At 68.2% G+C, this 16,698-nt stretch carries 30 protein-coding genes; 1 reads left to right on the forward strand and 29 read right to left on the reverse strand.

The window, feature by feature from the left end:
- Window positions 1-68: 68 nt before the first annotated feature.
- The 8 genes from truA to infA form a co-directional block, all read right to left on the reverse strand.
- Complete coding sequence (gene truA, locus BMY89_RS10455; RefSeq protein ID WP_092378609.1) at window positions 69-899, reverse strand: tRNA pseudouridine(38-40) synthase TruA; 831 nt, start codon at window positions 897-899, stop codon at window positions 69-71.
- Window positions 900-972: 73 nt separating this feature from the next.
- A complete protein-coding gene (gene rplQ, locus BMY89_RS10460) occupies window positions 973-1,530 on the reverse strand; it encodes a 50S ribosomal protein L17 (RefSeq protein ID WP_092378612.1) in 558 nt (185 codons plus the stop codon).
- Between the two features lie 34 nt (window positions 1,531-1,564).
- Window positions 1,565-2,587: a DNA-directed RNA polymerase subunit alpha gene (locus BMY89_RS10465; RefSeq protein ID WP_074472529.1), complete on the reverse strand. Its 1,023-nt coding sequence runs from the start codon at window positions 2,585-2,587 to the stop codon at window positions 1,565-1,567.
- A gap of 97 nt (window positions 2,588-2,684) precedes the next feature.
- Window positions 2,685-3,311, reverse strand: coding sequence for a 30S ribosomal protein S4 (gene rpsD, locus BMY89_RS10470; RefSeq protein WP_092378615.1), 627 nt, complete (start codon window positions 3,309-3,311; stop codon window positions 2,685-2,687).
- A gap of 14 nt (window positions 3,312-3,325) precedes the next feature.
- Window positions 3,326-3,733, reverse strand: a complete 408-nt coding sequence (gene rpsK / locus BMY89_RS10475; protein WP_030329919.1) for a 30S ribosomal protein S11 — start codon at window positions 3,731-3,733, stop codon at window positions 3,326-3,328.
- A 129-nt stretch (window positions 3,734-3,862) separates the two neighbouring features.
- Window positions 3,863-4,243, reverse strand: coding sequence for a 30S ribosomal protein S13 (gene rpsM / locus BMY89_RS10480; protein WP_092378618.1), 381 nt, complete (start codon window positions 4,241-4,243; stop codon window positions 3,863-3,865).
- A 214-nt stretch (window positions 4,244-4,457) separates the two neighbouring features.
- Complete coding sequence (gene rpmJ, locus BMY89_RS10485; RefSeq protein ID WP_012184307.1) at window positions 4,458-4,571, reverse strand: 50S ribosomal protein L36; 114 nt, start codon at window positions 4,569-4,571, stop codon at window positions 4,458-4,460.
- 90 nt (window positions 4,572-4,661) lie between these two features.
- Window positions 4,662-4,883: a translation initiation factor IF-1 gene (infA, locus tag BMY89_RS10490; RefSeq protein ID WP_007073013.1), complete on the reverse strand. Its 222-nt coding sequence runs from the start codon at window positions 4,881-4,883 to the stop codon at window positions 4,662-4,664.
- 59 nt (window positions 4,884-4,942) lie between these two features.
- Between infA and BMY89_RS30325 the strand changes: the two genes are divergently transcribed.
- The gene (locus BMY89_RS30325; RefSeq protein ID WP_170147614.1) at window positions 4,943-5,083 is read left to right on the forward strand and encodes a hypothetical protein; all 141 of its coding nucleotides are present in this window, start codon (window positions 4,943-4,945) and stop codon (window positions 5,081-5,083) included.
- A 37-nt stretch (window positions 5,084-5,120) separates the two neighbouring features.
- On the opposite strand, the gene BMY89_RS10495 is transcribed toward BMY89_RS30325, so the two are convergent.
- From BMY89_RS10495 to rplB, 21 genes are all read right to left on the reverse strand, one after another.
- Window positions 5,121-5,768 carry a DUF1707 SHOCT-like domain-containing protein gene (locus tag BMY89_RS10495; RefSeq protein WP_232521171.1) on the reverse strand — a complete coding sequence of 216 codons (648 nt, stop codon included), beginning with the start codon at window positions 5,766-5,768 and terminating at the stop codon, window positions 5,121-5,123.
- 51 nt (window positions 5,769-5,819) lie between these two features.
- Window positions 5,820-6,671: a type I methionyl aminopeptidase gene (gene map / locus BMY89_RS10500; protein ID WP_092378621.1), complete on the reverse strand. Its 852-nt coding sequence runs from the start codon at window positions 6,669-6,671 to the stop codon at window positions 5,820-5,822.
- Between the two features lie 89 nt (window positions 6,672-6,760).
- Entirely contained in the window at window positions 6,761-7,414 is a 654-nt protein-coding gene (locus BMY89_RS10505) for an adenylate kinase (RefSeq protein WP_092378624.1), read from the reverse strand.
- On the reverse strand, window positions 7,415-8,737 hold the full coding sequence (gene secY, locus BMY89_RS10510; RefSeq protein WP_092378627.1) for a preprotein translocase subunit SecY: 1,323 nt from the start codon (window positions 8,735-8,737) through the stop codon (window positions 7,415-7,417).
- A 245-nt stretch (window positions 8,738-8,982) separates the two neighbouring features.
- Window positions 8,983-9,426, reverse strand: a complete 444-nt coding sequence (gene rplO / locus BMY89_RS10515) for a 50S ribosomal protein L15 (protein WP_092378631.1) — start codon at window positions 9,424-9,426, stop codon at window positions 8,983-8,985.
- Window positions 9,426-9,608, reverse strand: coding sequence for a 50S ribosomal protein L30 (gene rpmD, locus BMY89_RS10520; protein ID WP_092378634.1), 183 nt, complete (start codon window positions 9,606-9,608; stop codon window positions 9,426-9,428). Before rpmD ends, rplO begins: the two co-directional genes overlap by 1 nt.
- The gene (rpsE, locus tag BMY89_RS10525) at window positions 9,608-10,222 is read right to left on the reverse strand and encodes a 30S ribosomal protein S5 (protein ID WP_092378637.1); all 615 of its coding nucleotides are present in this window, start codon (window positions 10,220-10,222) and stop codon (window positions 9,608-9,610) included. Before rpsE ends, rpmD begins: the two co-directional genes overlap by 1 nt.
- 34 nt (window positions 10,223-10,256) lie before the next feature.
- On the reverse strand, window positions 10,257-10,646 hold the full coding sequence (gene rplR / locus BMY89_RS10530) for a 50S ribosomal protein L18 (protein ID WP_092378639.1): 390 nt from the start codon (window positions 10,644-10,646) through the stop codon (window positions 10,257-10,259).
- Window positions 10,643-11,185, reverse strand: coding sequence for a 50S ribosomal protein L6 (rplF, locus tag BMY89_RS10535; protein ID WP_092378642.1), 543 nt, complete (start codon window positions 11,183-11,185; stop codon window positions 10,643-10,645). Before rplF ends, rplR begins: the two co-directional genes overlap by 4 nt.
- Window positions 11,186-11,201: 16 nt before the next feature.
- Window positions 11,202-11,609 carry a 30S ribosomal protein S8 gene (gene rpsH, locus BMY89_RS10540; RefSeq protein ID WP_092378645.1) on the reverse strand — a complete coding sequence of 136 codons (408 nt, stop codon included), beginning with the start codon at window positions 11,607-11,609 and terminating at the stop codon, window positions 11,202-11,204.
- A gap of 98 nt (window positions 11,610-11,707) precedes the next feature.
- Window positions 11,708-11,893 (reverse strand): type Z 30S ribosomal protein S14, encoded by a 186-nt coding sequence (locus tag BMY89_RS10545; protein WP_007073023.1) that lies wholly within the window; start codon window positions 11,891-11,893, stop codon window positions 11,708-11,710.
- Between the two features lies 1 nt (window position 11,894).
- Window positions 11,895-12,464: a 50S ribosomal protein L5 gene (rplE, locus tag BMY89_RS10550; RefSeq protein WP_092378647.1), complete on the reverse strand. Its 570-nt coding sequence runs from the start codon at window positions 12,462-12,464 to the stop codon at window positions 11,895-11,897.
- Window positions 12,464-12,784: a 50S ribosomal protein L24 gene (gene rplX, locus BMY89_RS10555; RefSeq protein ID WP_175510338.1), complete on the reverse strand. Its 321-nt coding sequence runs from the start codon at window positions 12,782-12,784 to the stop codon at window positions 12,464-12,466. Before rplX ends, rplE begins: the two co-directional genes overlap by 1 nt.
- On the reverse strand, window positions 12,781-13,149 hold the full coding sequence (gene rplN / locus BMY89_RS10560) for a 50S ribosomal protein L14 (protein ID WP_023358185.1): 369 nt from the start codon (window positions 13,147-13,149) through the stop codon (window positions 12,781-12,783). Before rplN ends, rplX begins: the two co-directional genes overlap by 4 nt.
- A gap of 97 nt (window positions 13,150-13,246) precedes the next feature.
- Window positions 13,247-13,525, reverse strand: a complete 279-nt coding sequence (gene rpsQ, locus BMY89_RS10565) for a 30S ribosomal protein S17 (RefSeq protein WP_092378650.1) — start codon at window positions 13,523-13,525, stop codon at window positions 13,247-13,249.
- Complete coding sequence (gene rpmC, locus BMY89_RS10570) at window positions 13,522-13,758, reverse strand: 50S ribosomal protein L29 (protein WP_013288628.1); 237 nt, start codon at window positions 13,756-13,758, stop codon at window positions 13,522-13,524. Before rpmC ends, rpsQ begins: the two co-directional genes overlap by 4 nt.
- Window positions 13,758-14,183 (reverse strand): 50S ribosomal protein L16, encoded by a 426-nt coding sequence (gene rplP, locus BMY89_RS10575; protein ID WP_007465292.1) that lies wholly within the window; start codon window positions 14,181-14,183, stop codon window positions 13,758-13,760. Before rplP ends, rpmC begins: the two co-directional genes overlap by 1 nt.
- Window positions 14,184-14,186: 3 nt before the next feature.
- Window positions 14,187-15,068, reverse strand: a complete 882-nt coding sequence (rpsC, locus tag BMY89_RS10580) for a 30S ribosomal protein S3 (RefSeq protein WP_092378653.1) — start codon at window positions 15,066-15,068, stop codon at window positions 14,187-14,189.
- A complete protein-coding gene (gene rplV / locus BMY89_RS10585; protein ID WP_092378656.1) occupies window positions 15,068-15,523 on the reverse strand; it encodes a 50S ribosomal protein L22 in 456 nt (151 codons plus the stop codon). Before rplV ends, rpsC begins: the two co-directional genes overlap by 1 nt.
- Window positions 15,524-15,563: 40 nt before the next feature.
- Entirely contained in the window at window positions 15,564-15,845 is a 282-nt protein-coding gene (gene rpsS / locus BMY89_RS10590; RefSeq protein ID WP_067359615.1) for a 30S ribosomal protein S19, read from the reverse strand.
- A 12-nt stretch (window positions 15,846-15,857) separates the two neighbouring features.
- On the reverse strand, window positions 15,858-16,697 hold the full coding sequence (gene rplB / locus BMY89_RS10595) for a 50S ribosomal protein L2 (protein ID WP_092378659.1): 840 nt from the start codon (window positions 16,695-16,697) through the stop codon (window positions 15,858-15,860).
- Window position 16,698 lies beyond the last annotated feature (1 nt).

Genomic DNA, 16,698 nt, shown 5'->3' on the forward strand with positions numbered 1-16,698 from the left:
CGCCCGCCTCCTGTCCGTGTCTGCCGTCCGTGACGTCGGGCAACCGTGGCGTACCGCTGTCGGCGACCTCAGGCCTCCGCCGGCACCCGCAGCCGCCGGGTCGCCTCGGCCCGGCGGGCGTACTCGGCCGGATCTTCCGGGTAGCCGACCGCCACCAGGGTCAGACCGTGCGCCGGCGCCACGGTCACCTCGCTGGACCGTTCCCGGCGGGTGAGCAGACCGGCCGGCCACTGGACCGGCCGGCGGCCGTCCCCGGCGACCAGCATCGCGCCGACCAGACTGCGCACCATGGCCTGGCAGAACGCGTCCGCCTGCACGGTGGCGACCAGAGTCCCGTCGGCGTCCCGCCGCCAGTCCAGCCGGGTCACCTCCCGCAGCGTGGTCGCGTTCTCCTTGCGCCGGCAGTACGCCGCGAAGTCGTGCTCCCCCACCAGGCCGGCCGAGGCGGCGGTGAGCCGGTCGAGGTCGAGCGCGCGAGGCCAGGCCAGGATCTCGTGCCGGCGCAGCGGATCCGCGCCCCAGGCAGCGTCGGTGATCCGGTACTCGTAGCGGCGGAAGGTCGCCGAGAACCGGGCGTCGAAGGTGGCCGGAACCGCGCTCATCGCCCGGATCCGCACGTCCGGTGGGAGCAGCCGGGCCAGTCGACGCAGCAGCCGACCCTCGTGCGCCGCCCAGACCTGCGCGGGCAGGTCGACGTGGCAGACCTGGCCGGTGGCGTGCACCCCGGCGTCGGTACGCCCGGCGACGGTCAGTCCGGTCGCGGTGCCCGCGCCGAGCACCAGGTCCAGCGCCTCCACCAGCACCCCGGCGACCGTACGCCGGTCAGGTTGGGCGGCCCAGCCGGAGAAGCCGGTGCCGTCGTACGCGACGTCCAGCCGTAGCCGGGTTCGGTCGTCCACCTCGTACCTCCGTCAACGGCGTCGGGCCCGGCACCCCGTGAGGGATGCCGGGCCCGACGATGCCTGCCTGCGCTCAGGCCTTGTTCTCGGTGGCCTCGTCGCTGTCCTTGCGGGCAGCGACGGTGTCACCGGAGACCGACTGGGGCGCCTCGGCGTCCTGGTCGGCCGGCCGCGACTGCGGGGCCTCGTCGGCCGGGGCCAGCGCCTCGACCTTGTCCTGCTGGGCGGCCTTACGACCGGCGGTCTTCTTGTTCGCCTTCGGCTCGGCGACCTGAAGCTCCTCGACCAGCTCGATGATCGCCATCGGTGCGGCGTCACCCTTACGCGGACCGGTCTTCACGATCCGGGTGTAACCGCCGTTGCGGTTGGCGTACCGCGGCGCGATCTGGTCGAACAGGGAGTAGACCACGTCCTTGTCCTTGACCACGGTCAGCACCCGACGGCGCGACGCGAGGTCGCCCCGCTTGGCCTTGGTGATCAGCTGCTCGGCGAGCGGACGCAACCGCCGGGCCTTGGTCTCGGTGGTCTTGATCTTGCCGTGCTGGAACAGCGAGGTGGCCAGGTTGGCCAGCATCAGCCGCTCGTGCGCGGGGCTGCCGCCGAGGCGGGGGCCCTTGGTGGGCGTGGGCATGCTTGGTGCTCCTCAGGTGTGGCGGCAGCGCGGACTAGAGCTGCTCGGTCTCGCGGTAGTCGTCGGTGTCGTAGTCAGCCTCGCCGAAGGTGTCCACGACGTGCGCCGGGTCGAAGTTCGGAGCCGAGTCCTTCAGCCCCAGACCCATCCCGGCGAGCTTCATCTTGACCTCGTCGATCGACTTCTGACCGAAGTTGCGGATGTCGAGGAGGTCGGCCTCGGTACGCCCGATGAGCTCACCAACGGAGTTGATGCCCTCGCGCTTGAGGCAGTTGTAGGAGCGGACGGTCAGATCCAGCTCCTCGATCGGCAGGGCCAGGTCCGCCGCCAGCTGTGCGTCCTGCGGGGACGGGCCGATGTCGATGCCCTCCGCGGTCTCGTCCAGCTCCCGGGCCAGCCCGAACAGCTCCACCAGGGTCGAGCCGGCCGAGGCCAGCGCGGTACGCGGGCCCATCGACGGCTTGGTCTCGACATCGATGATGAGCCGGTCGAAGTCGGTCCGCTGCTCGACCCGGGTCGCCTCGACGCGGTACGTCACCTTCAGCACCGGCGAGTAGATCGAGTCCACCGGGATCCGGCCGATCTCCGCGCCCGCCTGCTTGTTCTGCGCCGCCGTGACGTAGCCCCGGCCCCGCTCGACGGTCAGCTCCATGTCGAGCCGGCCCTTGCCGTTGAGGGTGGCGAGCTTCAGGTCCGGGTTGTGCACCGAGACACCGGCCGGGGGCTGGATGTCACCGGCGGTCACGTCGCCCGGGCCCTGCTTGCGCAGGTACATGCTGACCGGCTCGTCGTGCTCGGAGCTGACGCACAGCTCCTTGATGTTCATGACGAGCTCGACCACGTCCTCCTTGACCCCGGGGATCGTGGTGAACTCGTGCAGCACACCATCGATCTTGATCGAGGTGACCGCCGCACCCGGGATCGACGACAGCAGCGTACGCCGCAGCGAGTTGCCCAGGGTGTAGCCGAAGCCGGGCTCCAGCGGCTCGATGGTGAACCGGGACCGGGTCTCGTTGATCGACTCTTCGGAAAGAGACGGTCGCTGACTGATGAGCATGTCTTCTCTTCTCTTCCGGGGCGCCCGCCATATGACGCCCACGACACAACGTGTTCCGGTGGCCCGCCCGTCGCCGGACGGGCCACCGCAACGAGCCCTACTTGGAGTAGAGCTCGACGATCAGCTGCTCCTGGACCTGGGTGTCAATCACCTGGCGGGCCGGGAGCGAGTGCACGAGCACCTTCATCTGGCTGGGGATGGCCTCAAGCCACGCCGGAACCGTCTTCGCGCCGGCCTGAGCCTGCGCGACGATGAACGGGGTGAGCTCCTTGCTCTTGCCCCGGACCTCGATGATGTCGTGCTCCTTGACGCGGTACGACGGGATGTCGACCTTCTTGCCGTTCACAATGAAGTGACCGTGCTTGACCAACTGGCGGGCCATGTCCCGCGAGTGGGCGTAGCCAGCCCGGTAGACCACGTTGTCCAGCCGCGACTCGAGGATCTGCAGGAGGACCTCACCGGTCTTGGCCTGCTTGGCCACGGCCTCCTCGTAGTAACCGCGGAACTGCTTCTCCAGCACGCCGTACACGCGGCGGGCCTTCTGCTTCTCACGGAGCTGGAGCAGGTACTCCGTCTCCTTGGTGCGGCCGCGGCCGTGCTGCCCGGGCGGGAACGGCCGGGACTCGAACGGGCACTTCGGACCATCGCACTTGCTGCCCTTGAGGAACAGCTTCATCTTCTCCCGCCGGCAACGGCGGCAGTCAGCACCGGTGTAACGAGCCATCTCTCTCTAACCTCTCAGACCCGACGACGCTTCGGCGGACGGCACCCGTTGTGCGGCTGCGGGGTGACGTCGGCGATCTGCCCAACTTCCAGCCCCACTGCCTGCAGCGAACGGATCGCGGTCTCCCGGCCGGAGCCGGGACCCTTGACGAACACGTCGACCTTGCGCATGCCGTGCTCCATGGCCCGACGCGCAGCGGCCTCGGCGGCCAGCTGCGCGGCGAAGGGGGTCGACTTACGGGACCCCTTGAAGCCGACCTGGCCGGCGGAGGCCCAGGAGATGACGGCACCGGTCGGGTCCGTGATGGACACGATGGTGTTGTTGAAGGTGCTCTTGATGTGCGCCTGCCCGTGGGCGACGTTCTTGCGTTCCTTGCGCCGGACCTTCTTTACTGCGGCTCCGGCACGAGCCTTCGGTGGCATAAGTCTGTGCGCTCCTGAATTTGGTTCTCGATCGGTTCTGGCTCTTCGCCCCGTTGATTCCGTGCACACCGGTTCCGGTTGGAGCCCGGCCCACCTCGGCGGAGAACGACCAGAATTCCGGTTTAAGAACTACTTCTTGCCGGGCTTCTTCTTGCCGGCGACCGTCCGCTTCGGGCCCTTGCGGGTCCGGGCGTTGGTACGGGTCCGCTGTCCACGGACGGGCAGACCACGGCGGTGCCGGATGCCCGCGTAGCAGCCGATCTCGACCTTGCGGCGGATGTCAGCGGCGACCTCGCGGCGCAGGTCGCCTTCAACCTTGTAGTTGGCCTCGATGTGGTCCCGGAGCTGGACAAGCTCCTCGTCCGTGAGGTCCCGGGCGCGCTTGTCCGCCGAGATGCCGGTGGCAGCGAGCGTCTCCAGGGCGCGGGTGCGACCCACGCCGAAGATGTAGGTGAGCGCAATCTCCAGCCGCTTCTCGCGGGGGAGATCCACGCCGACTAGACGTGCCATGTGCGGGCGTACTCCTTGTGGTGTTCTGCCGGAGGTGTGGCCCCGTCCCATCCCGCTACCGACTTCTCCCGTCCTTCCGGCGTGACTAGACGCCGGCGACCGGGATCGGTCGCTGCCCGAGCGGGCCCCGGCCTCCGACCGGGGGTCAACCACGAGAAAGTACGCACTGCGCACCGCCCGCGGCTGGGACGAGCATGTGATGTGTGGGCTGGGTTCAGCCCTGGCGCTGCTTGTGGCGCGGGTCGGTGCAGATGACCATGACCCGGCCGTGCCGGCGGATCACCCGGCACTTGTTGCAGATCCTCTTGACGCTCGGCTTGACCTTCACGGTTGCCTTACTTCCCATCTGGCCCGGCGCCACGAGGCGCGACACCGGACGTCGAAGACGGACACGGGACGTTCCCGGCCGCCGTCAGGCTTACTTGTAGCGGTAGACGATGCGCCCGCGGGTCAGGTCGTACGGCGAGAGTTCGACGACGACCCGATCCTCCGGCAGGATGCGGATGTAGTGCTGCCGCATCTTGCCACTGATGTGAGCCAGCACCTTGTGGCCGTTGGCGAGCTCCACGCGGAACATGGCGTTCGGCAGGGGCTCGATGACCCGACCTTCGATCTCGATGGCTCCGTCTTTTTTCGGCATGTCCTCCGCTGTCCTGACGTCGGTTACTCCGGACGGCCCACAACGTCTTACACGGGTGCTTGACCAAGATCAGCTTTCCCGCGCCAGCCGCGGCTCCGCGTCCCACCGAAGCGCTGGTGGGCATGGCGGAGTGGACGCTGTGCGCCGATCAGAAAGTGTACGCCCGCCTGCACGCCGCCGCCAAACCGACCGGCGATTGAGCAGGAGCGGGTCGGACAAACGTCACTTTCAGGCAGGTTACCCGCGCTCCGGATGCCGCTCCTGGTCACCGGCGCCGGGCCCGGCGACCTCTCCCCCCGCCGTTCCCCCTGCCGCGTCGACCGCGCCGCCACCCGCCTCGACCGCACCGGGCTGCTGCCCGGCGAGCGCCTTGCGCTCCCGCTTGAGTGCCCGCTTCTGCGCCCGCTGCTGCCGGCGGCGCTCGCGGTCCGCCGCCCACCGGTGGGGCTCGCCCGTGGCCAGCCCGGTGACCGAACGCACCAGCAGCACCGCGCCCCACGGCCCGGCCACCCATCCCGGCCAGAAGTACTGCGCGTCACCAACCGCCAGTGAGGTCACCGCCCAGATCGCCACGACGATCCCCACGGTCTTGAGCCACGGCTCCCAGACCTCGGCCAGCCAGCGCACGGTCACCTGGCGTCCGCCGTCGGACGACGCCGGGGCCGGCGCGCCGGCCTGCCCCGGCACCGCCACCGCCCCGGCCGGTGCCGGCAGGTCGGCCACCAGGTCATCCAGCTCGGCGTAGGTGCGGGCGGCGTAGGCCCGCTGCAACCGCTCGTCGTACTCGTGGAGGTCGAGCCGGCCCTCGTCGAGGGCGACCCTGAGCCGCTCGGCCACGGCCTGCCGGTCGGAGTCCGCTGCCCGCATGCCGTCCCGCCCGTCCATGGCGGCAAGCATGCCACCGTGCCGCCAGTCCGGGTAGCCGGGCCACCCGGCCTAGGAGGCGGCTGAGGTGCTCGGCTGTCGCGCGGTGACCAGGTCGCCCAGGCGGGCCCGCCCACCGTCGTTAGCGGTCAACACCCATACCCCGTCGGGCAGCAGGGCCATGGTGTGCTCGACGTGCACGGCCCGCGACCCGTCCCGGGTGACGACCGTCCAGCCGTCCGAGAGCTCCGCGGTACGCGGCGAACCCATGGTGATCATCGGCTCGATGGCCAACGCCAGGCCCGGCACCAGCCGTGGACCCTTGCCCGGCCGCCCGTGGTTGAGCACGTGCGGGTCCTGGTGCATCTCGGTGCCGATGCCGTGGCCGCCGTAGCCGTCGACGATGCCGTAGCGACCGGCCTTGCGTACCGAGGTCTCCACGGCGTGGGAGATGTCGGTCAGGCGGCCCTTGCCGCTGGCCGACCCACGCGCCGCGGCGGCGATGCCCGCCCACATGGCGTCCTCGGCGACCTCGGCCATCCGCAGCAACGCCGGGTCGACCTCCCCCACGCCCACCGTGATCGCCGCGTCGCCGTGCCAACCGTCTAGCACCGCACCGCAGTCGATGGAGATCACGTCGCCCTCGGCCAGAACCTGCTCCGGAGACGGGATGGCATGCACGATCTGTTCGTTGACCGAGGAGCAGATCGAAGCCGGAAAGCCGTGGTAGCCCTTGAACGACGGCACCGCGCCCGCCTCGCGGATCGTCGCCTCGGCGATCGCGTCCAGGTCGGCCGTGCTGATCCCGGGAGCAACCGCCTCCCGCATCCGCCGTAGCGCCTGCGCGACCACCAGACCGGCGGCACGCATCTTCTCGATCTGCTCGGGAGTCTTCAGCTGGATGTCCAGCTGGTGACGACGCATGGAGGCGCTACCTTTCGTTGCCGAAACAGCGGGGCACGCCGGACGTACCCCGCTGTTCGCACTCTATCCGGCTGGCGGCTGGGCCGACCTCAGCCCCCGTACGACCGGAGGGCGTCGATCGCGCGCACCGTGACGTCCTCCACCGGGCCGGTGGCGTCGATGCCGACCAGCTTGCCCTGCGCGCCGTAGTAGTCCACCAGAGGAGCGGTCTTCTCGGCGTACTCGCGCAGCCGGGCGGCGATGGTCTCCGGCTTGTCGTCGTCGCGCTGGAACAGCTCGGCGCCGCAGCGGTCGCAGATGCCGTCCCGACTGGTCGGGTCGAACTCGACGTGCCAGATCTTGCCGCAGCCCCGGCAGGTCCGCCGGCCGGAGAGCCGGCGGATCACCTCGTCGTCGTCGACCACCAGTTCGAGCACGATGTCCAGCGCGGTCCCGAGGTCGGCGAGGAGCTTGTCCAGCGCTGCGGCCTGCGGGGTGGTACGCGGAAATCCGTCGAGCAGGAACCCCTCGGCGGCGTCCGGCTCAGCGAGCCGGTCCCGCACCATGTTGATGGTCACCTCGTCGGGTACGAGCTTCCCGGCGTCCATGTAGCGCTTGGCCTCGACGCCGAGCGGGGTGCCCTGCGACACGTTGGCCCGGAAGATGTCACCGGTCGAGATCTTCGGCACGGACAGGTGCGCGGCGATGAACTCTGCCTGTGTGCCTTTGCCCGCACCCGGCGGGCCAACCAGAACCAGTCTCATCTACCGCAGGAACCCTTCGTAGTTCCGCTGCATGAGTTGGCTCTCGATCTGCTTGCTGGTCTCGAGTGCCACGCCAACCATGATCAGAACAGCGGTGCCGCCGAACGGGAAGTTGAGGTACTGCTGCCGGTCCAGCCAGATGAAGAAGAAGTTCGGCAGGATCGAGATGGTCGCGAGGTAGAGCGCGCCCGGCAGGGTGATGCGGCTGAGGATGAAGTCCAGGTAGTCGGCGGTCGGCTTACCCGGGCGGATGCCCGGCACGAAGCCGCCGTACTTCTTCATGTTGTCCGCGACCTCGGTCGGGTTGAACGTGATCGAGACGTAGAAGTACGTGAAGAAGATGATCAGCAGGAAGTAGACCACGATGTAGATCGGGCTGGTCGGGTCGACCAGGTTGTTCTGGATCCACGCCTGGGTCTTACCCGGGTCGGTCTGGTCGAAGAACTGCAGCGCCAGCTGCGGCAGGTAGAGCAGCGACGAACCGAAGATGACCGGGATCACACCCGCCTGGTTGACCTTCAGCGGGATGTAGGTGGAGGTACCGCCGTACATCCGTCGACCGATCATGCGCTTCGCGTACTGCACCGGGATGCGGCGCTGCGCCTGCTCGATGAAGGTGACCGCGGTGATGACCACCAGCACCAGGGCGATGACGAGGAAGAACTTGGCCCAGCCCTGGCTCTCCTTGATCCGCCAGCCCTCGCTGGGCAGGCGGGCCGCGATCGAGGTGAAGATCAGGACGGACATGCCGTTGCCGACACCGCGGTCGGTGATCAGCTCGCCGAGCCACATGACCATGCCGGTACCGGCGGTCATCGTCATCACCAGGATGGACAGCGTCAGCCAGTCCGGGATGCCGGTGCCGGTCGGGATGATCTCCTCGTTGCACTGGTTGTTGAACAGCTGCCCGGAGCGGGCCAGCGCCACGAACGCCGACGCCTGCAGGACACCCAGGCCCAGAGTCAGGTAGCGGGTGTACTGGGTGATCTTCGCCTGACCGGCCTGGCCCTCCTTGCGGAGCTGCTCCAGCCGGGGGATGACCACCGTCAGCAGCTGCAGGATGATCGACGCGGTGATGTAGGGCATGATGCCCAGCGCGAAGATCGACAGCTGCAGCAGCGCACCGCCGGAGAAGAGGTCGAGGAGGTTGAGCACCCCGGTCGAACCCTCGATGGCTTCGAGGCACTTCTGCACGTTGCCGTACGACACACCTGGGCTGGGCACCGTGGCGCCAAGCCGGTAGATCGCGACGATGCCGACCGTGAAGAGAATTTTCTTGCGCAGGTCAGGCGTACGGAACGCACTGAGAAAGGCGGACAGCAACTTCTTCCTCCTGCGCGAGGCGGGCCGCCGGTGGTCCCTGGCGGATCGGGGTGGGCGCCGGGCAAGTGCCCGATATCCATGGCTGGGAAGGGACTCTAACAGCCCGATCCCGGTACGGGCAGATGTGCCCGGCTACATAAACCGAATCCGATATTACCGGGCGCACCCGCCCGGCGTAGACCGCGGCGCCCGCCAGCTGGGATCAACTGGCGGGCACCACGGTTTCTACAGCCTTACAGCCAGCCTCACAGCTCGGTGACCGAGCCACCGGCTGCCGTGATCTTCTCCTTGGCGGACGCACTGAACGCCTGCGCCGACACCTGGAGCGCCACACCGCCGAGGTCCCCGGTACCGAGGACCTTCACCGGCTGACCCTTGCGGACCGCGCCGGCTTCGACCAGCTCGGCCGGGCCGACCTGGCCACCGTTGGGGAACAGCTCGGCCAGGCGGTCCAGGTTGACAACCTGGAAGACCACCTTGAACTTGTTCTTGAAGCCCTTCAGCTTCGGCAGGCGCATGTGGATGGGCATCTGCCCACCCTCGAACGCCGCCGAGATGTTCTTCCGGGCCTTGGAACCCTTGGTACCCCGACCGGCGGTCTTGCCCTTGGAGCCCTCACCGCGACCCACCCGGGTCTTCGCGGTCTTGGCCCCCGGCGCCGGGCGCAGGTGGTGGACCTTGATCGTCATTACTCGACCTCCTCGACCTTCACGAGGTGGCTCACCTTGAAGATCATGCCACGAATCTCGGGCCGGTCCTCCTTGACCACCACGTCGTTGATCCGCTTGAGACCGAGCGAACGCAGCGACTCACGCTGGTTGTGCTTGGTCCCGATCTCCGACCGGAGCTGGGTGACCTTGAGGCGTGCCATCAGGAAGCCACCCCCGCCCGCGACGCCAGCATGGCCGCCGGCGCGACGTCCTCCACCGGCAGACCCCGCCGCGCGGCCACGGCCTCCGGGGACTCCAGCCCCTTCAGCGCGGCCACCGTGGCGTGCACGATGTTGATCGGGTTCGACGAGCCGAGGCTCTTGGAGAGCACGTCGTGAATGCCCGCGCACTCCAGCACGGCACGGACCGGACCACCGGCGATGACGCCCGTACCGGCGGAGGCCGGCTTGAGCAGCACCACACCGGCGGCTTCCTCGCCCGTGACCGGGTGCGGGATCGAGGATCCGATCCGCGGCACCTTGAAGAAGTGCTTCTTGGCCTCCTCGACACCCTTGGCGATCGCCGCGGGCACCTCCTTGGCCTTTCCATAGCCCACGCCCACGGTGCCGTCGCCGTCGCCCACGATCACCAGGGCGGTGAAGCTGAAGCGACGACCACCCTTCACGACCTTGGCGACGCGGTTGATCGCGACGACCCGCTCGAGGTGCGGGGTCTTCTCGGCGGGCGCGTTTCCGCGACCGCCCTCACGGCGGTTGTCGCGGCGACCACCCTCGTTGCCACCGGACCCGCCGCCACGGCGCTGTTGACCTGGCATCAGCAGCCTTCCTTCTCTCTCGTGACGGGGATTGTCAGAACTCGAGCCCGGCTTCGCGGGCGGCGTCGGCAAGCGAGGCGACCCGCCCCGCGTACCGGTTGCCACCGCGGTCGAAGACGACCTTGGAGATGCCGGCCGCCTTGGCCCGCTCGGCGAGCAGGCCGCCGACCTTGCCGGCCAGGGCGCGCTTGTCGCCCTCCGTACCGCGCAGCGAGGCGTCCAGGGTCGACGCCGACACCAGGGTGTGCCCCTTGGTGTCGTCCACGATCTGGGCGACGATGTGCCGCAGCGAACGGGTGACCACCAGGCGAGGACGCTCGGCGGTGCCGCTGACGTTCTTGCGGACCCGGAAGTGCCGACGCGCACGCCCGACGGCACGCTTGGCGGCGACGCCGCGGCGGCGCTTGAGCAGCGTGGCGCTCACTTCTTACCTGCCTTTCCAGCCTTGCGACGGATGATCTCGCCCTGGTACTTCACGCCCTTGCCCTTGTAGGGCTCCGGCGGGCGGATCTTCCGGATGTTGGCGGCGATCTCACCGACCTGCTGCTTGTCGATGCCGGCCACGTGGAACAACGTCGGCCGCTCCACCGTGAAGGTGATGCCGTCCGGCGCCTGCACCACTACCGGGTGCGAGAACCCGAGCGCGAACTCCAGGTCCTTGCCCTTGGCGGTGACCCGGTAACCGGTACCGGCGATCTCCAGGCTCTTACGGTAACCCTCGGTTACCCCGACGATCATGTTGGCGACCAGGGTACGGCTCAGGCCGTGCAGTTCCTTGGCCTTGCGCTCGTCGTTCGGGCGGTTGATGCTCAACTGCCCGTCCTCGGCCCGCTCGATGGTGATCGGCTCGGCCAGGGTGTGCGACAGCTCGCCCTTGGGGCCCTTGACCCTGACGGTCCGGCCGTCGATCGTCACGTCGACACCCGACGGAACCGGGATCGACTTACGTCCAATACGCGACATTTCTACCAGTCTCCCGTTACCAGACGAAGGCGAGGACTTCCCCGCCAACGCTCCGCTTGCGGGCCTGCCGGTCGGTAAGCAGCCCCTGGGACGTCGAAATGATCGCCACGCCCAGCCCACCGAGCACCCGGGGGAGCCCGTCCGACTTGGCGTACACCCGCAGACCGGGCTTGGAGACGCGCTTGATGCCGGCCAGGCTCCGCTCCCGGTTCTGGCCGTACTTCAGCTCGACGACCAGTCGCTTGCCGACGGCACCCTCTTCGGGCTCCTCGACTGCCCAGGTGGCGATGTAACCCTCGGACTTGAGGACCTCGGCGATGTTCGCCTTGATCTTCGAGTAGGGCATCGTCACCTGGTCGTGGTACGCCTGGTTGGCGTTACGCAGACGCGTGAGCATGTCTGCGATCGGGTCGGTCATCGTCATGAAACTCGTCAACCTTTCTCGCCGGGGTTCCCGCGGCTTGCACCTACAGGCCTACGGCGAAGAGACAGTCCAGCTGACGCGCGAAGCGCGCCGGGCTATTACCAGGAAGCCTTGGACACGCCAGGCAGCTCACCGCGGTGGGCCATCTCCCGGATGCACACCCGGCAGAGCCCGAACTTGCGGTAGACCGCCTTGGGACGCCCGCACCGCTGGCAGCGGGTGTACGCGCGAACCGAGAACTTCGGCTTCGCGGCCGCCTTCAGGATCAGCGCCTTCTTGGCCATCTCAGTTCTCCTTGAACGGGAAGCCCAGGAGCTTCAGCAGCGCCCGGCCCTCGTCGTCGGTCGTGGCGGTCGTGACCACCGTGATGTCCATGCCCCGCTGGCGATCGATCTTGTCCTGGTCGATCTCGTGGAACACCGACTGCTCGGTCAGACCGAACGTGTAGTTGCCGTGCCCGTCGAGCTTGCGCCCGTCGAGGCCGCGGAAGTCACGGATACGCGGCAGCGCGATGGACAACAGCCGGTCCAGGAACTCCCACATCCGGTCGCCGCGCAGGGTCACCTTCGCGCCGATCGGCATGCCCTCGCGGAGCTTGAACTGCGCGATGGACTTCGTCGCCCGCCGGATCTGCGGCTTCTGGCCGGTGATGGTGGCCAGATCGCGGACCGCGCCGTCGATGAGCTTGGCGTCCCGAGCAGCCTCGCCGACACCCATGTTCACGACGATCTTGACCAGGCGCGGCACCTGCATCGGGTTGCCGTATTCGTGCTGCTCACGCAGCTGGGCAACGATCTCGTTGCGGTACCGCTCCTTGAGGCGCGGCATCGTCTTCGTTTCGGTAGCCGTGGTCATCACAGGTCCTTACCGGTGCTACGCGCGATGCGGACCTTCTGGCCGTTCTCGTCGATCCGGTAACCGACACGAGTCGGCTTACCGTCGGAGTCCACGACCATCACGTTCGAGACGTGGATCGCGGCTTCCTGGGTGACGATGCCACCGGTCTTGGCGCCACGCTGAGTGGTGCTGATGCGAGTGTGCTTCTTGACCCGGTTCACGCCCTCGACGAGGATCTTGTCCTGCCGCGGGTAGGCCGCAATGACCTTGCCCTTGGCACCCTTGTCCTTGCCGGCGATGACGACGACCGTGTCACCCTTCTTGACCTTCACGGTCACAACACCTCCGGCGCGAGAGAGATGATCTTCATGAACCGCTTGTCCCGCAGCTCACGGCCGACCGGGCCGAAGATGCGGGTACCGCGCGGGTCCCCACCGTCCTTGATGATCACGGCGGCGTTCTCGTCGAAGCGGATGTACGAGCCGTCCGGCCGCCGCCGCTCCTTGGCGGTGCGGACGATGACCGCCTTGACGACGTCGCCCTTCTTGACACCAGCACCCGGGATCGCGTCCTTGACGGTGGCCACAATGACGTCGCCGATGCTCGCGTAGCGCCGACCCGAGCCACCGAGAACCCGGATGCACAGGATCTCCCGGGCACCCGTGTTGTCGGCGACGCGCAGTCGCGACTCCTGCTGAATCACGTCTATCTCCTATGTCTGCCGGTTCTCCGGCCGCCGTGGCGGCCGGAGCCTGGCGGAACCTACGCCCGGCGTGACACCGGGCGAGATCGAGCCTTCGCTACTTGGCCTTTTCCTGAATCTCCACGATCCGCCAACGCTTGGTGGCGGACAGCGGCCGAGTCTCCATGATCAGGACCCGGTCACCGATGCCGGCGGCGTTCTGCTCGTCGTGCACCTTCAGCTTGCGAGTCCGGCGCATGATCTTGCCGTACAGCGCGTGCTTGACCCGGTCCTCGACCTCGACCACGACGGTCTTGTCCATCTTGTCGCTCACCACCAGGCCCTCACGGACCTTGCGGCGCGCCCGTACCGGGGCGGCGGTGTTCTCGTCGGTCATGATGCAGTCACCTCAGTCGGCGCGGCCGAGAGCCCCAGCTCACGCTCGCGCATGATCGTGTAGATCCGGGCGATCTCCCGACGGATGACCTGCAGCCGCCGGTTGTTGTCCAGCTGCCCGGTCGCGGCCTGCACGCGGAGATTGAACAGCTCCGCCTTGGCCTCGCGCAGCTTCGTGACGAGCTCCTCCTCGGAGAGTTCACGCAGCTCGGAGGGCTTAACGCCCGCTGCCATCAGGATTCACCCACTTCGCGCGTCACAATGCGGCACTTCATCGGGAGCTTGTGGATCGCGCGACGCATCGCCTCTCGCGCAATCTGCTCGTTGGGGAAGGACATCTCGAAGAGCACCCGCCCCGGCTTGACGTTCGCGACCCACCACTCGGGCGAGCCCTTACCGGAACCCATCCGGGTTTCGGCCGGCTTCTTGGTGAGGGCCTGGTCCGGGAAGATGGTGATCCAGACCTTGCCGCCACGCTTGATGTGACGGGTCATCGCGATACGCGCCGACTCGATCTGCCGGTTCGTCACGTACGCCGGCTCAAGAGCCTGGATCCCGAACTCGCCGAACACCACCCGGTTGCCGCCCTTGGACGCGCCACTGCGGTCCGGGTGGTGCGGCTTGCGGAAGCCCTTCGGGGGCTTGCGCGGCATCAGCATCTGTCAGCCCTCCTGCTGCGTTTCTGCCGGCTGAGTGGTGACCGGAGCGGATACGGCCGAGGCGACAGCACCTGCGTCCACCGGCTCGCCACTCGGCGTCTCGGCCTGCTGCGCGACGGTCGTCGCGGCAGCCCGGCCAGCCTCGGTACCACCGGAGGTCGTACCGGACGAACCGGAACGACCACGGCGCGGCCGGTCGGGGCGGTCGCCACGCTCCCGGCGCGGGCGCGACGGCGCCTCAGCCGGAGTCTCCCGACCCGGCACCGCGTCGCCCTTGTAGATCCAGACCTTCACGCCGATCCGGCCGAAGGTGGTACGGGCCTCGAAGAAGCCGTACTCGATGTTGGCCCGCAGCGTGTGCAGCGGAACCCGACCCTCGCGGTAGAACTCCGTGCGGCTCATCTCGGCGCCACCGAGGCGGCCGGAGACCTGCACCCGGATGCCCTTGCACATCGGGTTCTTCATCGCCGACTGCATCGCCTTGCGCATCGCCCGACGGAAGCTGACCCGGCTGGAGAGCTGCTCGGCCACGCCCTGGGCAACCAGCTGCGCGTCCGACTCGGGGTTCTTCACCTCGATGATGTTCAGCTGCACCTGCTTGCCGGTGAGCTTCTCCAGCTCGCCGCGGATGCGGTCGGCCTCCGCGCCCTTACGGCCGATGACGATGCCGGGCCGGGCGGTGTGGATGTCGACGCGGACCCGGTCGCGGGTGCGCTCGATGTCGACCTTGGAAATGCCGGCGCGCTCCAGGCCCTTGGACATCATTCGGCGGATCTTGACATCCTCGCCGACGTAGTCCTTGTAGAGCTTGTCCGCGAACCAGCGGGACTTCCAGTCGGTCGAGATGCCGAGCCGGAACCCGTGCGGGTGAACCTTCTGACCCATTACTCGGCGCCCTCCGTGTTGCTCTGCGTCTCGGCCGGCGCGGTCTGCTCCGCCGGGGCCGCCTTCTTCGCCGACTTCTTCGGCGCGGCCGGCGCGACCGCCTCGACCGCCACAGTGATGTGGCAGGTGCGCTTGCGGATCCGGTACGCCCGGCCCTGTGCCCGAGGCTGGAACCGCTTCATGGTCGGCCCCTCGTCCACGAACGCCTCGCTGACAAGCAGCGCGTCGGGGTCCAGCCGCTCGTTGTTCTCCGCGTTGGCGATCGCGCTCGCGAGCACCTTGTACACCTGCTCGCTCGCAGCCTGCGGCGCGAACTGCAGCACCGTGAGAGCCTCCTTCGCGGGCAGGCCGCGGACGAGGTTGACCACCCGGCGCGCCTTCATCGGCGAGATGCGCACGTGTCGCGCAATCGCCCGCGCGCCCGGAAGCACCGGAGCGTCGCCCTTTCCTGGCATCGCTGTAACCCCTTGATCCTCTATCCGTATGCCCGCGGCGTCAGCGCCGGCGGCTCTTCCGGTCGTCCTTCTCGTGACCCTTGAACGTGCGGGTCAGCGCGAACTCGCCGAGCTTGTGCCCGACCATCGCCTCGGTCACGAACACCGGGACGTGCTTGCGTCCGTCGTGTACGGCGATCGTGTGCCCGAGCATGTCCGGGATGATCGTCGAACGCCGAGACCAGGTCTTGATGACGTTCTTGGAGCCCTTCTCGTTCTGCGTCTCCACCTTCTTGAGCAGGTGGTCGTCGATGAACGGGCCCTTCTTCAGGCTGCGAGGCATGTCTTATCTCCCTCAGCCGCGCTTACGCGTGGCGTAGCGACGGCGGACGATCAGCCGGTCACTCGGCTGGCCCTTACGACGGGTGCGGCCCTCGGGCTTACCCTGCGGGTTCACCGGGTGGCGACCACCGGAGGTCTTGCCCTCACCACCACCGTGCGGGTGGTCGACCGGGTTCATGGCGACACCACGGACGGTCGGGCGCTTGCCCTTCCACCGCATCCGGCCGGCCTTGCCCCAGTTGATGTTTGACTGGTCGGCGTTGCCGATCTCGCCGATGCTGGCACGGCAGCGCACGTCGACCCGCCGGATCTCACCCGAGGGCATCCGCAGGGTCGCGTACGCGCCCTCACGGCCGAGCAGCTGAATGCCGACGCCGGCCGAGCGGGCCAGCTTGGCACCGCCACCCGGACGCAGCTCCACGTTGTGGATCGTGGTACCGACCGGGATGTTGCGCAGCGGCAGGTTGTTGCCCGGCTTGATGTCGGCGCTCGGACCCGACTCGACGGTGTCGCCCTGCTTCAGGTCCTTCGGCGCGACGATGTAGCGCTTCTCGCCGTCGGCGTAGTGCAGCAGCGCGATCCGCGCGGTGCGGTTCGGGTCGTACTCGATGTGCGCGACCTTGGCCGGCACACCGTCCTTGTCGACCCGCTTGAAGTCGATCAGCCGGTACTGGCGCTTGTGGCCACCACCCTGGTGCCGAGCGGTGATCCGGCCGTGTACGTTCCGGCCGCCCTTCTTCGGCAGCGGAACCAGCAGCGACTTCTCGGGCGTCGACCGGGTGATCTCGGCGAAGTCGGCGACGCTGGAGCCACGCCGGCCCGGCGTCGTCGGCTTGTACTTACGAATAGCCATT

Source organism: Micromonospora phaseoli, from assembly GCF_900109115.1.
Classification (GTDB): domain Bacteria; phylum Actinomycetota; class Actinomycetes; order Mycobacteriales; family Micromonosporaceae; genus Micromonospora; species Micromonospora phaseoli.